The sequence below is a fragment of the Lactiplantibacillus brownii genome, from assembly GCF_031085375.1.
Classification (GTDB): Bacteria; Bacillota; Bacilli; order Lactobacillales; family Lactobacillaceae; genus Lactiplantibacillus; species Lactiplantibacillus brownii.
In genome coordinates this window covers 132344-145960 of the sequence record NZ_JAVCWF010000001.1, presented here as the reverse complement: position 1 = coordinate 145960, position 13617 = coordinate 132344, and the positions used below count along the sequence as shown (strand labels likewise).

The 13617-nt window shown below is 44.3% G+C and carries 13 protein-coding genes; 2 read left to right on the top strand and 11 right to left on the bottom strand.

Translation table 11 applies throughout. The features are described from left to right. Window positions 1-127: 127 nt before the first annotated feature. Complete coding sequence (locus tag RA086_RS00575; protein WP_308704385.1) at window positions 128-751, top strand: hypothetical protein; 624 nt, start codon at window positions 128-130, stop codon at window positions 749-751. 51 nt (window positions 752-802) lie between these two features. On the opposite strand, the gene RA086_RS00570 is transcribed toward RA086_RS00575, so the two are convergent. From RA086_RS00570 to RA086_RS00530, 9 genes are all read right to left on the bottom strand, one after another. Continuing rightward, entirely contained in the window at window positions 803-1258 is a 456-nt protein-coding gene (locus RA086_RS00570) for a nucleoside 2-deoxyribosyltransferase (RefSeq protein WP_308701988.1), read from the bottom strand. 116 nt (window positions 1259-1374) lie between these two features. Then, window positions 1375-1674, bottom strand: coding sequence for a bacteriocin immunity protein (locus tag RA086_RS00565; protein WP_308701987.1), 300 nt, complete (start codon window positions 1672-1674; stop codon window positions 1375-1377). Between the two features lie 285 nt (window positions 1675-1959). Next, the gene (locus RA086_RS00560) at window positions 1960-2832 is read right to left on the bottom strand and encodes an aldo/keto reductase (protein ID WP_308701986.1); all 873 of its coding nucleotides are present in this window, start codon (window positions 2830-2832) and stop codon (window positions 1960-1962) included. Window positions 2833-3146: 314 nt separating this feature from the next. Continuing rightward, window positions 3147-4121, bottom strand: coding sequence for an alcohol dehydrogenase catalytic domain-containing protein (locus tag RA086_RS00555; protein ID WP_308701985.1), 975 nt, complete (start codon window positions 4119-4121; stop codon window positions 3147-3149). Window positions 4122-4133: 12 nt separating this feature from the next. Continuing rightward, window positions 4134-5324 (bottom strand): CynX/NimT family MFS transporter, encoded by a 1191-nt coding sequence (locus RA086_RS00550; RefSeq protein ID WP_308701984.1) that lies wholly within the window; start codon window positions 5322-5324, stop codon window positions 4134-4136. A gap of 59 nt (window positions 5325-5383) precedes the next feature. After that, window positions 5384-5683 (bottom strand): ArsR/SmtB family transcription factor, encoded by a 300-nt coding sequence (locus tag RA086_RS00545; RefSeq protein WP_308701983.1) that lies wholly within the window; start codon window positions 5681-5683, stop codon window positions 5384-5386. A gap of 118 nt (window positions 5684-5801) precedes the next feature. Then, a complete protein-coding gene (locus tag RA086_RS00540; RefSeq protein WP_308701982.1) occupies window positions 5802-7031 on the bottom strand; it encodes an MFS transporter in 1230 nt (409 codons plus the stop codon). A 147-nt stretch (window positions 7032-7178) separates the two neighbouring features. Next, window positions 7179-7703 (bottom strand): helix-turn-helix transcriptional regulator, encoded by a 525-nt coding sequence (locus tag RA086_RS00535; RefSeq protein ID WP_308701981.1) that lies wholly within the window; start codon window positions 7701-7703, stop codon window positions 7179-7181. A gap of 183 nt (window positions 7704-7886) precedes the next feature. Continuing rightward, window positions 7887-9356 (bottom strand): glycoside hydrolase family 1 protein, encoded by a 1470-nt coding sequence (locus RA086_RS00530; RefSeq protein ID WP_308701980.1) that lies wholly within the window; start codon window positions 9354-9356, stop codon window positions 7887-7889. A 334-nt stretch (window positions 9357-9690) separates the two neighbouring features. On the opposite strand from RA086_RS00530, the gene RA086_RS00525 reads away from it, so the two are divergent. After that, window positions 9691-12288: an SH3 domain-containing protein gene (locus RA086_RS00525; RefSeq protein WP_308701979.1), complete on the top strand. Its 2598-nt coding sequence runs from the start codon at window positions 9691-9693 to the stop codon at window positions 12286-12288. 169 nt (window positions 12289-12457) lie between these two features. On the opposite strand, the gene RA086_RS00520 is transcribed toward RA086_RS00525, so the two are convergent. Beyond that, entirely contained in the window at window positions 12458-12883 is a 426-nt protein-coding gene (locus tag RA086_RS00520; protein WP_308701978.1) for an Hsp20/alpha crystallin family protein, read from the bottom strand. Between the two features lie 152 nt (window positions 12884-13035). Next, window positions 13036-13509, bottom strand: a complete 474-nt coding sequence (locus RA086_RS00515) for a MarR family winged helix-turn-helix transcriptional regulator (RefSeq protein WP_308701977.1) — start codon at window positions 13507-13509, stop codon at window positions 13036-13038. Window positions 13510-13617: the final 108 nt, after the last annotated feature.

Below are 13617 nucleotides of genomic sequence, written 5' to 3'. Positions count from 1 at the left end.
AAACAATCACTTGTGATTTAGTCAGTTAACGCGTTATGATAATCTTTGTTGTTTTTAGGAGGATCTTTTTGTGAAACAGTCATTAACCAAGACCGGCAACTCGCTAACTGCCAGAATTGTCGCGTTAATTTTCAGCTTAGTTTTAAATGCCTGCGGGAACGCCTTATGTATCACTTCTAATATGGGAAGTGGCATCTGGACTGCTTCGGCCGTCAACATGCACGAAGCATTCGGCTTCGATGTTGGCCTGTTGTTATTCTTGATTGGGCTCGTCAATGCCATCACGAATCAGGTGCTCATCCGCCATCTCGATGTGCCGCGTTTCGTTGGCGAAGTCATCTTCGTCTTGTGCTTCAGCTATTTTGTCGATTTATTTACCGCCGCTTTCACCGCCATTGGTATCTCCAGTTTGCCGTGGCTCGTGCGATTGTTTATTTCAATTTTGGGTGTGTCAACGTTCTGTGTCGCTATTTCAATCTATCAACGGGCGAACATTTTCATGCATCCGAACGATGACACGACCAACATTCTACGATTTATGTATTTGAAAGGAAACGCAACGGCCTCACAATTGATCGACTTCGTGCCCCCAATTGTAATCATGATGATCACGTTTACCATCACTCATCGGGTGGACGCGGTTAACGTCGGCACGTTCTATTCCTTTTTCATGAATGGCGTATTGATCGCAACGGCTGACCGGTTTATTTTTCCAAAATTAGTGCATAATTTTAAAATCAAGCAAGCTTAAAAGGCCCCCGAGTAACTGACTCAGGCGCCTTTTTTGATAAATAATTCAATTTTATCGAATCGCTCCAGCATACTGAAAGGCATCTGAAGTTGGGTCTTGCAAAAAGGCTTTTAAATCTGTCATATTCTCAACCATCGCTTTACCAGACTTCGCCAACATAACGTTGAAAGTTCCACCTGCTAGGGTTTCTGCGTAGTATGCGACTGGGATAGCCAACCCAAAGGCAGTACCAGTTTCCCAAATGGTCCCCGTATCAAAGTCATCAACGACGGCAACAACTAATTTCGCCTGCCTCAAATGGGCAACATTATCAGCAAAAACGGCATTACGATCCGCTTCCGTCGCATCCGGTGTTAAATCAATTCCATCTAAGCGTGGACTGTAGTAGGTCAGTCCTAAGTCGTTCATGAGTTGCTCGATCTTAGCCAATCGCTCTGGTTCACCAGCTGTAAACCATGGTCCAGCCAAATAGATTGTGGGCTGATTGCTCTTAATTCGTGGTGTCATTTTATCCAACCTCTCTCAATACAATGTTTCCCCATTCTAGTCGTTATCACACGATAAACACAAGCACCAGTCCAGCCACATTTGCCACCACCACTGATTTAGTCCCTCACTTGCCACTAGTCACTCGGATAGCGCACCGCACCTAAGGCTAATAATGCCGCTAATCGTTGCTCATTTTCAGCATTCAAGATGATACCATTTTGCTGCATACATTTGCTAACGCTAAGATAAAGTCGTCGCAAAACGGATAAGTTAGAGCCAGAACGCTGATTGATCAATTCAGTATAGTAAGCCGCCAACAATTCGCGTAACGGCCGATCCTTTTCTGGGTCCAAGTTTGCCACGATATCCGCAATTAGCCCAGTCGCAACCCGCGCTTTTTCTTGACCACTTCCGTCCCAATTAATCTTCGTCATCGGTTAGAACTCCTTTTGTGGAACAACCAACAGACCCATCCGTCACGCTGTTCTTTATAATTAATCCTCAAATTTAATTATACGCGCAAACTTTTTGAAAAAAAGAAAGTCTGGGACAAGGCCCCAGGCTCATTTTGATATTTCTAATATTTATAGCCGAAACGTGGAACAAAAGGCTGCGACCTCCGCTTAGCTACGAAAGTCAAACGATTGAAAATACCAATCATTCGACTTTCTAGGCTATGCTCGGTAGCAGACCGCCTTTTGTCCCACTCTTCGGAAAAACTATTTAGTACTTAATTGACTTAATTCATTAAAATCAGCATCCGAAAGTACCACATTCGCAGCGGCGACATTGTCGGCTAAATGTTCAACCGAACTCGTCCCAGGAATTGGTAAAACATTCTTAGAACGCTTCAATAACCAAGCTAACGCAATCTGTGCTGGGCTAACTTGATACTTCTGTGCCATGGTGCTTAACGGGCTACCTGGCTGAGCTAGCTTCCCAGTGGCTAATGGGAACCATGGTAAGAACGCCATGTGTTGTGACTCCGCATAGTCCAAAACATCATCATCGCGATGATCCGCGACATTGTACAAGTTTTCAACCGCATCAATCTTGGCCACTTTTTGTGCTTCCTTGATTTGGTCGACTGTGACTTGGCTTAAACCAATATGCTTGATCTTACCTTCATCTTGCAACTTCTTCAGTTCGCCAACTTGATCGGCAATTGAGAAATGTGAATCAATCCGGTGCAAGAAAACAAGGTCTTCATGATCCAAGCCTAAAGTCATCATTGAAACTTCAACTTGTTGCCGCAAATAATTAGGTTCACCATGTGGCGTCCAGACATTTGGGCCTTGCCGTGTTTGACCAACTTTATCAGAAATAAAAATCTTATCACGGTTAGCGGCACCCTTTAGACCAGCCGCCAAGTAACGATCAGCGAACCAAGGACCATATGAATCCGCGGTGTCAAAAAAGTCGACACCGTAATCCAGGGCCTTTTTAATTACCTTAATCCCATTTTCTGGATCTTTATAAGGACCCCAAGTCCCAGGACCGGTTAACTGCATGGTCCCGTAACCTAAACGATTAACTTTAAACGTGTCATCAAATGCGTAAGTACCCGCATTAGCAGCATTTACTGTTGTCATCAAATCGCTCCTATCATTTTGACTAACTTCATTTACAAGTACAGTTTAGCGCCTGGACCGGGGTCGAGGTCAATTATTTTATCCGTTATTTCACTTTGACTTTTGCGGGATGTCGCTTGGATTTAGTAGGGTCTCCCACCAAAGTCAGCAACCCAGTCGCAACCAAGACGACTGCCAAGATTTGTAAAATTGCCATCAGCTATTCCTCCGTTTGATAAATTAATAAAACATACTTTACTAGGTTCTACTAACTCGAAGGCAAGTGATTTGTCTAAAAAAATACATCTAACCTTAAAAGTTAGATGCCATCAAGCTTAATCCGGAATTAAAATTATTTTTGCCTTAACTTGGTTCGTTTCGACCAAGTGATGAGCCTGTGCTGCCTGTGAAAAAGGATAAACGACGAGCTGATCGTCCAACAGCTTTCCTTGTTCCATCAACTGATTAACGCGTTTGCCAGCCATTTGGAGTTGCGCTAAGGTTGCATGACTAATGACAAAACCTTGAATTTGTTGTTGCCGCGTATACATTTGACGGACTTCAAAAGTGAACTGATTATTTTTCGGTGCCGTGATCAGCCCAATGCGACCGCCCACGCCTAATAACGCTAAATTAGTCTTCAAGCTCACCCGTCCCGAGGTATCCACAATCGCATCAATCCCAGTTGCCTGTTCCTGAGCAATCAACTTAGCAAAGTCACCATGGTAATCATAACTCTTGTAACTACCCAAAGCTGCTAACCGGGCAAAGTCATGGGGATTCGCAGTTGCCAAAACCGTGGCACCTAAAGCAGTCGCAACTTGAACCAACTTTGTGCCAACATGGCCTGCTGCCCCTTCAACGAGTAATGTTTCACCCGCTTTTAACTGCAAAACCGATTGTAATAAAATAGCCGCCGTTGCGGCCGAATGTACCGCACCAATCAGTTGACGGGGATCAACCCCTGTTGGAACTGGAAATAAGCGTTCGGCCGGAATAGCTGCTAGCGTACTGGTTACGCCAGGGCGCCCGGCGTAGCCCATACTGTTTGTCCACACTAATTGACCATGATTAAATTGGGTGACTTGGGCGCCCACGGCTACAACGGTCCCAACCGCATCTCGACCAATGACCGCGGGCAACGGTAAGGCCGTTTTAAACCCGCCACTGCGCACAAAAGTATCCACATGATTGACCGCTACAGCCTGTACTGCAACCAATACCTCATTCGCTTTAATCGTTGGTCGCGGAAACTCACCCACCTTAATGTTGCTAAATGCCCCAGTCTGATTAATATAAGCTGCTTGCATCTTCTAACACCCCTAAGCATAAATTGACTCATGACGTTGAATGATCACCCCACACAACGTTAACAAGCCTGAAAAACCAATTGCCAGCCACAATACCAACGTCCAGCCAACGTGACTACCAAGCCAACCGAAGAGGACTGGCCCCAACGCTGCCAATAAATAGCCGGCCGATTGTGCCATCCCTGATAAATCAGCAGTTTCAAAACCGTTAGTTGTCTTTTGAGTAAAAAATACGACAGCGAGGCTGAACGATGCCCCGGCACCTAATCCCAGCATCACGCACAGAATGATTGCCAATGGCAAACTTAACCCGGGCAATAATATCCCCGCAGCACCTAACATAAATCCAATTCCCACAATAGCATTCATGGTGATCACCCCGGCTTTTTTACCCGAAGTAGCCGGCACCAAAAATGACATTGGTAAAATACTTAATTGCATTAAAGTCACTAGATTACCGGCTACGACGGTCGTAAACCCATGCGCCGTCAGGATGGTGGGCAACCAGGTCAGTAATGAGTAATAGACTAAGGCTTGCAAGCCAAAAAATGCCGTGACGACCCAGGCTAACGGCAAGCGCCACACGCTCGGCCGCACCGGTATTTGGGCCGTCTCCGAATTTTCAACGGGTGCCCGATGATTATATTTCAAATTTGGGGACCACACGACCAAGTTAAGCAGACCAATAACGGATAATGCGGCCATGGTGACTGGTAGCGACCAGTGGGCAGCCATCACTCCCGACAAACCCGTCCCCAAGGAACCGATCAGTACCATCGAAACGGTATAGCCACTAGTTGCTAACTCAATCTTTTGCGGAAAATTATCTTTGATAATCGCTGGAATCAAGACGTTACCACCATCAACCCCGATGCCAACCAATAATGTCCCAATAAATAACAACGTGATCGAAGGCACCACCCGTAAGTAACTCCCAACGGCTAAAACGATCAACATCCCATAAATCGTCCACTCATTTCCAAAACGATGCCCCCAGCGCGCAATTAGTGGTGACATCACGGCAAAGGTCAATAAAGGAATCGTGGTGATCAGGCCAGCCATTGAACTGGGTAAGCCTAAAGTCTGTTTCAAGGGACTAATTAGGCCTGGCATCATCGTAATTGGGAGGCGCATATTCGTTGCGGCTAACACCATTCCTAAAGCGAGATAGCGGCTATGTTGATGAGTATGGGTTGTTGTCATGCGGATAGACTTCTTTCTGTCAGCTTAATTCGATAGCGATCGAATTAAGCAACTCAAAATTACAGGGTGGCTAAGAACCCTGGTAAGTAACGGTCAAAGGTCGCTAACTGTAACGACAAATATTTGGTTTGGGCAACTTGGCGCGTATTGGTCAAGCCAACGATTCGGAGCGCTTTAAAATGATAAGAGGTTGTCGACTTGCTGATATTTAATTGTGCCCCCACTTCGCTACAAGTCATTTCACGGTCTGTTTGATAAAGCACCCGAATAATTCGCAACCGATTTTGCTCAGCCAATGCCTTAAAAATTGCCACGTGTCGCTGATCTTCAGCGGCACAAGTTGTTAGTTCGATATTCATGAAACTAAGTATGCGCGTGGCATTTTGAAAAACAAGCCCGTGGTAAAAATGACAACAATTAAAAAAACCGTCAAAAAAGAGTCCAGGATTATTAGTCCCAGGCCCATTCAGTTTTAGCCTACGCCGCGGTTCGACGACCCTGCCAAATGTCTGGCACTAACCATAAAATCAAGACTAAGTTAATCAATAAAACCACTGCGGTTAAAATAAAGACCGAATTGTAATCAAAAATACCCGCAATAATCCCGCCAACGAACGCACCAATCATATTTCCAATCGCTTGAAAAGATTGATTGTAGCTAAAAATTGTCGAAGTCAGATGCACCGGTGTATTTTTTGTCAATACCGTCTGAATCTCTGGGAACAAGGCCCCATCTGAGATCCCAATCGCAAATCGTAAAAACCCTAACGCCACCACACTAGAAACAAGTCCTTGTGGGAAATACATCACCACAGCAAAAATATAGCCAAAGACTAACACACGACCGGAACCGTGTTGATCGCCATATTTGCCTAGCCGCGGTGCCGCTAAGATATTTGAAATCCCCGGTAATGCCGCAATGATCCCAGCGACAACCGTAATCGGCCCGACATTATGCATTAATTGCTTGACATACAAACTAATGATGGGCGCAATTGAGGCGTTCCCCATTTGAACAATCATCGTTGAACATAACATCATCATAATTAAAGTTGGATTCTTAAAGGCAGCCAACGGATTACGACTTTCACCAGGTTGTCGATGATGGACCACCGGCTTGAAATGTTCTTGCACAAATACCAAACTTAACAGGAAAGCCAACATTAATAAGCCGGCCGTAATAAAGAAGGTATTTCGAATTGAGAAAAGTTGTGCCAAAAAGCCACCAATCACCGGGCCAAAAAGCTGGCCGCTCACAGCACCCGTAATCAGCGTGCTAAGCGCGTGACCGCTATACTTCCGTGGCGTTTGTGAGGCCACCAAGGCCTGTGCATTTGAAATAAAGCCAGCGAACACCCCTTGTAGGGCACGTAAAGCCACCAGTTGCCAGACATTGGTCACAAAGCCCATCAGCCCCATGGCGATTGCCATACCTAATGATGCTCGCAACAACATGATTTTACGGCCTTTTTTATCTGCAATGATGCCCCAGAGTGGCGCTGAAATTGCGGAGATCGCATAATCGGCCGCATACGCCAACCCACTATAAAACGTCACCTGTTGTTTGGTAAAATCGCCTAATTGACTCACAAATAATGACAAAAACGGCATAATTTCACTAAAAGCCATCCCGGCCACAAACGTGCAAAACCATAAAACGATTAAATTACGATGCCATGGTCCGCGCTCGCGCTCTGCGTCATCCACGTCGGTCATCTCCAAATTAAAATTCTACTAATTTTCAGTAAGTCATTGTTATCTCAACAAGCTTATCACATTTTTATCCACTCAGTGACACTTAATTTACTGTCGCTTTGAACTTAGCACCAATTTTTCTGATCAAGCGATACCTTGCTAGCCGGTGAGCGCCCATAGGCCAAAAGCAACCGTTACAACGGTATTAAAAACAGTTAAATAATACATCAACCAAGTTGAAAACCAATCCAGCTTAATCTTGCGACCATTTCCACGGCGGTCAATAAAGGAATGGGCATAGTTTTTCCCTTTATATAGCAGAAAAACACTGAATAGCAACTGACCAATAATTAGTCCCATTCGTAAGCGTTGGCTAAAAGGTTCACTCATTGGACCATTGTTCATGACCGTTAAAAAGCTGACAAAAATAGTGCCAGCAGCAAATAATGGCGCAAGTTGTTGATCAGTATCCAGTCGTTTTTGCATACGGACATCTCCTTTAATGAAGTCATCCAACGATATTTCAAATAGGTCACTCAACGCAATTAAGCTGTAAATATCCGGTAAGCTTTTACCATTTTCCCAGTTGGAAATTGTTTGCCGGCTGACATAAAGCTGCTGAGCTAAAGCGGCCTGACTCAGGTGAGCGGCCTTTCGGTGAGCACGTAGTTGTGTCGCTAACATAAGTAATCCTCCTCGTATACACCAGCATAACAAGACTGGTCAGTACTGACTGTCAAAAATAGCCGACAATTTGAAATTAAGCTGACTATTTCCCGGGAAATGTTTTCTCAATACTGAATATTTGCCAAAAAACGACACTTAATCAACTCCAGGCCAATTATGTGTCGTTTCACTAGGTTCAATTTAATTTTTAGTTACCGTAGTACTTAAATCTGCACCATTCGATGCAATAACTTGCTTGTACCAGTAAAAACTCTTTTTAGGTAACCGTTTAAAGTCACCTTGCTGTTGATCATCACGGTTGACGTAGATGAAACCATAGCGTTTAGCCATTTGACCAGTTCCCGCTGACACCAAATCGATGCAACCCCAGGGCGTATACCCAATCAGGTCCACCCCGTCATCAATCGCAGCGTGCATCGCTTCGATATGTTCTTTCAAATATGAGATTCGATAATCGTCATTAATCTGCCCATCGGCAGTCACTTCATCCCGTGCACCTAAGCCATTTTCAACCACCATAACGGGAATGCCATAACGACCATAGACGGCGTTCAAGTAAACCCGCAATCCAGTGGCATCTGTACTCCAGCCCCATTCGCTATATTTCAAATAGGGATTCTTCGCACCAATTGTCATATTACCAGCCGACTCAGCTTTAGTTGGATCAGCCGTTCGGGTATTGGAAGAATAATAACTAAACGAGTAAAAATCAACTTTGCCCGCTTTCAGTATCGCAGTATCTTCTGGTGCCGTTTGCAGGTGAATATGATGTTCATCAAAATAATGCTTGGCGAAATATGGATAAGCGCCACGAACTTGCACATCACCACAGAACCAATTATTCATCGCCATTTCTTGTTGATTCAATAGCACATCTGCCGGTGCTGGCGTTAATGGATAGCTCAAGCTCCCAGCAATCATACAACCGACCCAATTATCTGAATTGATGCGGTGCGCCAGCTGAACCGCTTTGGCACTGGCTAAAAATTGATGGTGTAATGCTTGGAAACAGTCTTGACGCGTAGCATCCGTCATCTTACCGCCAAACATGGGATCACCATCTTTTAATGGTAGACCTGCGCCAACATAGCCTCCACCCATCATGATTAAAATATTAATCTCATTAAAGGTCAGCCAATAATGAACAAGATCTTTATAGGCTAAGAAAATCGTCTTACAATATTTCACATAAAAATCGATCACCCGCCGATCCAACCAGCCATGATACTTTTGGGTTAGATGATACGGTGTTTCATAATGTGAGATCGTCACAATTGGTTCAATGCCATAATCACGGCATTGTTCAAAGATTTGCCGATAGAAGTCCAACCCAGCCTGGTTAGGCGTTTCATCATCGCCATTTGGAAAGATCCGTGACCAAGCAATTGATAGCCGATAAGTGTTGTAGCCCATTTCATGCAATAATTTTAAGTCTTCACGCCAATGGTGATAAAAATCACTCGCTTGATGCGATGGATAATACGTGTTGGGTTGAATCGTCGCCGTATAGTGACGCGGCGTTTCAAAAGTCCCACCAGTCACCATGTCCGCGGTACTGGGGCCTTTACCGTCAACGTTCCAAGCGCCCTCAATCTGATTTGCTGCGGTCGCGCCGCCCCATAAAAAGCCCTTGGGAAATGCTGTTGTCATGCCAATCACCTTTTCTAACTGAATAAAAACTATTCTTTTGGTTATGAATACGCTTACATTTCTATCATACCGATAATTTAGCTCGTGCGCAACTCTCCGTTGATTATTTTAAACTGTCACCCCACTAGCAAAATCTGCATGACTACTCACTCTGATTGAATTTTTTAGTTCAGTTTCCTAACGACTATCCGCATTGAAAATAAATTTTCTTTTAGAACAACGATGCTTAAAAGGTGTACAGTATCGATAATTTAACAATGTGACCTTGCTTATATTAATAAATCTTTTATAATTAAACTGTTCGACAAAGACTACTAAAGGATGTGTAATTTTAATGAATTTTAAATCACGAAAGCAGCTTAATTTCGATGAGTCAGAAAGATTTAAGCTCTATAAATCTGGTAAACTTTGGCTCGTTACCGGCCTCACATTTTTCTCATTTTTAGGTGGTGCTCTGATTAGTAACCCGACGATCCACGCTGACGTAACCGCCACAGTAAAGACAACGTCCAGTGAATCCAGCAGCAGTGCTACCAGCTCATCAGCAAACAGTGTTAATACATATAGCAACGCTGCAAGTCAAGATAGTACTACTAATACAAGTAGCGCTACCAACACCAGCACTAGCGATGCCACTAACACTAATTCAACCAATGACAGTACCAAAAGTACCACTGTAACTAGTGGTTCCAGTTCTCAAGCATCGACTAGTTCTAGTACCACTAATACTTCTGCTGCAAGTGAAGCCAGCACGTCCACTGCCACCAGTGCTACGACTTCTAGTGCCGCAACTAGTACGTCGAGTGCCAGTGAAGCAACCAGTTCGGCTGCCACTAGCTCAACGGTCTCTAGTGAAGCAACTAGTTCTGCTGCTACTAGCTCAGTCACGTCCAGTGTATCCGCTAGCTCAACTGTAACTAGCAGTGCCAGTGCCGCCACGACGGTTGCCCCAGTGGCTAGCCGCATCATGGCGGTCGCAGAATCTTTACCTGTTGAAGATACTTGGACGATTGGTGATACGACTCGTCCAACGGTTGACGCTGTGGATGTCTCCTCTTATCAAGCTGATATGACCCAATCCGACTTCAACACTTTGAAATCCTTAGGGGTTAAAACGGTTATCGTTAAAGCAACTGAAGGAACCACTTATACAAACCCAGCAGCCGTTAGCGAAGCTAAAATGGCTGACCAAGCTGGTTTAAATGTTGATTTCTATCATTATGCTGACTTTACTACTAGCACGGAAGCCACTGCCGAAGCGTCTAATTTGGTCAACTTCTTGACGACGAATAACGTTTCTAAGCAAGTGCTGATCTTCGCGGATATGGAATCTTCAACTGCGACCGCTAGCATCGCCTCTAGCTTGAACACTTTCTGGTCCGCTTTAACTGCTGCTGGTTATACTAATCATGGTGTTTATACTTTCAAAGATTATCAATATGCCAATGCAGTTGCAGCCACAGTTGGTAATTCACGTGTTTGGATGGCACAATATCCTTATACACCAACGAACACCACCCGTTGGAATTCAGATATGGGTGCTTGGCAATTTTCTTCAAAAGCAACTTTGCCTTCAGGTTCAACTTATACCGGCGATATTGATGTCAGCATCGACTACACTGGTTTGTTGAGCGACAGCGCTGGCACGGCAACATTTGGCAATAGTAGTACCACTAACACTGGTACCCCTACAAATACCAGCACGAACACCAGCACAAATTCCGGTGACACAATCAATACTGGGACCACAGTTAAAGCTGAATCTGGGACCTATAAATTTACCGGGACTACCGCTATCAAGTCAGCAGCTAGTGATTCAGCGGCAACTGTTGGGACTTATTACAAAGGTAGTACCGTTCGTTACAATGCTAAAGTGACTGCTAATGGTGAAACTTGGTTACGTTACCTCGCAGCTAGTGGCGCGCAACGTTTTGTTAAAATTGCCGCTTCAACCAGTAGCTCAACTTCAAGTAACACTAGCACGTCTAGTGAAACGATCAAAGCAACGACTGGGACTTACAAGTTCACTGGTACAACGGCGATCAAATCGGCTGCCAGTGACTCAGCCTCAACTGTTGGGACTTACTACAAAGGCAGTACCGTTCGTTACGATGCTCAAATCACCAAAAATGGTGAAACTTGGCTACGTTATTTAGCTGCTAGTGGCGCACAACGCTACGTTAAGATTGCTGGCGCTAAAACAACTACTTCAACCTCAACTAATAATTCCAGCGCTTCAAGCGAAACAATCAAGTCTGAAACTGGGGTCTACAAGTTCACTGGCACGACGGCAATCAAGTCCGCTGCTAATGATTCAGCTTCAACTGTTGGGACTTACTACAAGGGTAGTACCGTTCGCTACGATGCTAAGATCACTAAGAATGGTCAAACTTGGTTACGTTATTTAGCTGCTAGTGGCGCACAACGTTACGTCAAGATCAGTGGCACCACGACTACCAGCTCAGCTTCAACGACTAACAACACTAGTGAAACGGTTCAAGCGGCTACTGGGACTTACAAGTTTACCGGCACCACCGCGATTAAATCGGCTGCTAGTGACTCAGCCTCAACTGTTGGGACTTATTACCAAGGCAGTACCGTTCGTTACAATGCTAAGATCACTAAAAATGGTCAAACTTGGCTACGTTATTTAGCTGCCAGTGGTGCACAACGTTACGTCAAAGTTAGTGGCGCAACGACTACGACCAGCACTAAAGCCAGTTCAACCACGACATCAAACAAGTCTGGGTATTACACGTTTAAGACCAACACTAATATCCGAACTGGTGCAAGTCTAAATGCTTCAATCGTCGGCGAATATTACACTGGTGATTCAGTTCATTACCTTGGCACCGTTTCTGCAGACGGTTATCAATGGATGAAATATTTAGCTACTTCAGGCAGCTATCGTTATGTTGCCATCGTTGACTAATCGGTAAAATTAACTGATAAATTTAAATGTCTATTGCTAGTTTTTACTAGTGATAGACATTTTTTTGACCACAAAAAAGTTGGCACTCTCAGTTTTGCTAAGATTGCCAACTTTATTTTTTTATTAATCCTGACCTAATTCAGTTTTATCATTTTTTAATGGCTTGAAATTAATTAATTTCAATCTTGCCGTTGTCCGCAATCGCTTGCTTGGACTTTGGCAACGTAATCGTCAAAACACCAGCCGTTTGGGTTGCTTTGATTTGATCAGCTTCTACATCTGGTAACATATAATCACGTTGCAACGTGCCTTCGCGACGCTCATTCATGACCACATTTTGTGCTTGGTCACCATGATCAACGAAACTGTGCTTCTGAACTTTAATTGAAAGTAAATTATCGCGATAAGCTAACTTAACATCTTGCTTATCAATACCAGGCACATCGACTTTAACTTGATACTGGTCATCAGTTTCACTAATATCAGTCTTTAACGCCTGTTCACCATCATCAAAAGGTGCCCAGAAACGTTGTGCCATGCGTTCAAAAGGATCTAACATTCCAAAACCATTCCGATTCATCATTTCATTAGCCATAATCACAATCCCCTTTCAAAAAGTTACTGGCTAGTTATTCCGGGTCATGACGATCAAATACTGTTTGACCTTTCCTGACCTTCACCATCTATCCTAACAGCTTTTATCATGGTTGCAAGAATTTAGCACTCTGCACGTACGAGTGCTAATGCTTACGGCTTTATTTGACTAATTCGGTGCATCAGCTCAACAAATCGCGCCAATTCGGTCGGTGAATAGTCTGCAGCAATGACCTGAGCCTTGGCTGCGATGGCCGCGTCCAACTTCACATGTAGCTCGGCCACTTGCTGACCAGCGGGGGTTAGCCGCACGAGGATCTCTTTATTATTTTTCAGGCTGCGAAACTTAACGACTAAGCCCAATTTTGCTAACTTGGTGAGTCCCCGTGAGATCGTCGCCTGTGAGAGCGCCGTTGGCTGTGGTAGGGCTTTGGCGCGTGTCGAATCCGCTTGGGCTAACTGGGCAATAATCTTGATATCGGTCGTCGAAAGCTGCTTTAATTGCGCTTGTAGCTGGGCATCGCTAACTTGGTTGATCGCCCACTGCTTCTCGCGGTCATTCAACCTATCTTGCGTGATGAAACCATTTAATTCGGTCATAAGTTGTGTTATTAAGGTGCCTGTCATTTAATCACTCCATTTTTAATTCACGTGAATTAATACTTGTCTTACTTTGAATTTGAGTCTATAATACCATTTTGTATTCACATGAATCAATATTAGAAATGAGGACTT

What these genes read in the sequence shown, in the direction of transcription:
- RA086_RS00570 (WP_308701988.1), bottom strand. Translation starts at nt 1,258, where the DNA reads ATGACACCACGAATTAAGAGCAATCAGCCCACAATCTATTTGGCTGGA.
- RA086_RS00565 (WP_308701987.1), bottom strand. Translation starts at nt 1,674, where the DNA reads ATGACGAAGATTAATTGGGACGGAAGTGGTCAAGAAAAAGCGCGGGTT.
- RA086_RS00560 (WP_308701986.1), bottom strand. Translation starts at nt 2,832, where the DNA reads ATGACAACAGTAAATGCTGCTAATGCGGGTACTTACGCATTTGATGAC.
- RA086_RS00555 (WP_308701985.1), bottom strand. Translation starts at nt 4,121, where the DNA reads ATGCAAGCAGCTTATATTAATCAGACTGGGGCATTTAGCAACATTAAG.
- RA086_RS00550 (WP_308701984.1), bottom strand. Translation starts at nt 5,324, where the DNA reads ATGACAACAACCCATACTCATCAACATAGCCGCTATCTCGCTTTAGGA.
- RA086_RS00545 (WP_308701983.1), bottom strand. Translation starts at nt 5,683, where the DNA reads ATGAATATCGAACTAACAACTTGTGCCGCTGAAGATCAGCGACACGTG.
- RA086_RS00535 (WP_308701981.1), bottom strand. Translation starts at nt 7,703, where the DNA reads ATGTTAGCGACACAACTACGTGCTCACCGAAAGGCCGCTCACCTGAGT.
- RA086_RS00530 (WP_308701980.1), bottom strand. Translation starts at nt 9,356, where the DNA reads ATGACAACAGCATTTCCCAAGGGCTTTTTATGGGGCGGCGCGACCGCA.
- RA086_RS00525 (WP_308701979.1), top strand. Translation starts at nt 9,691, where the DNA reads ATGAATTTTAAATCACGAAAGCAGCTTAATTTCGATGAGTCAGAAAGA.
- RA086_RS00520 (WP_308701978.1), bottom strand. Translation starts at nt 12,883, where the DNA reads ATGGCTAATGAAATGATGAATCGGAATGGTTTTGGAATGTTAGATCCT.
- RA086_RS00515 (WP_308701977.1), bottom strand. Translation starts at nt 13,509, where the DNA reads ATGACAGGCACCTTAATAACACAACTTATGACCGAATTAAATGGTTTC.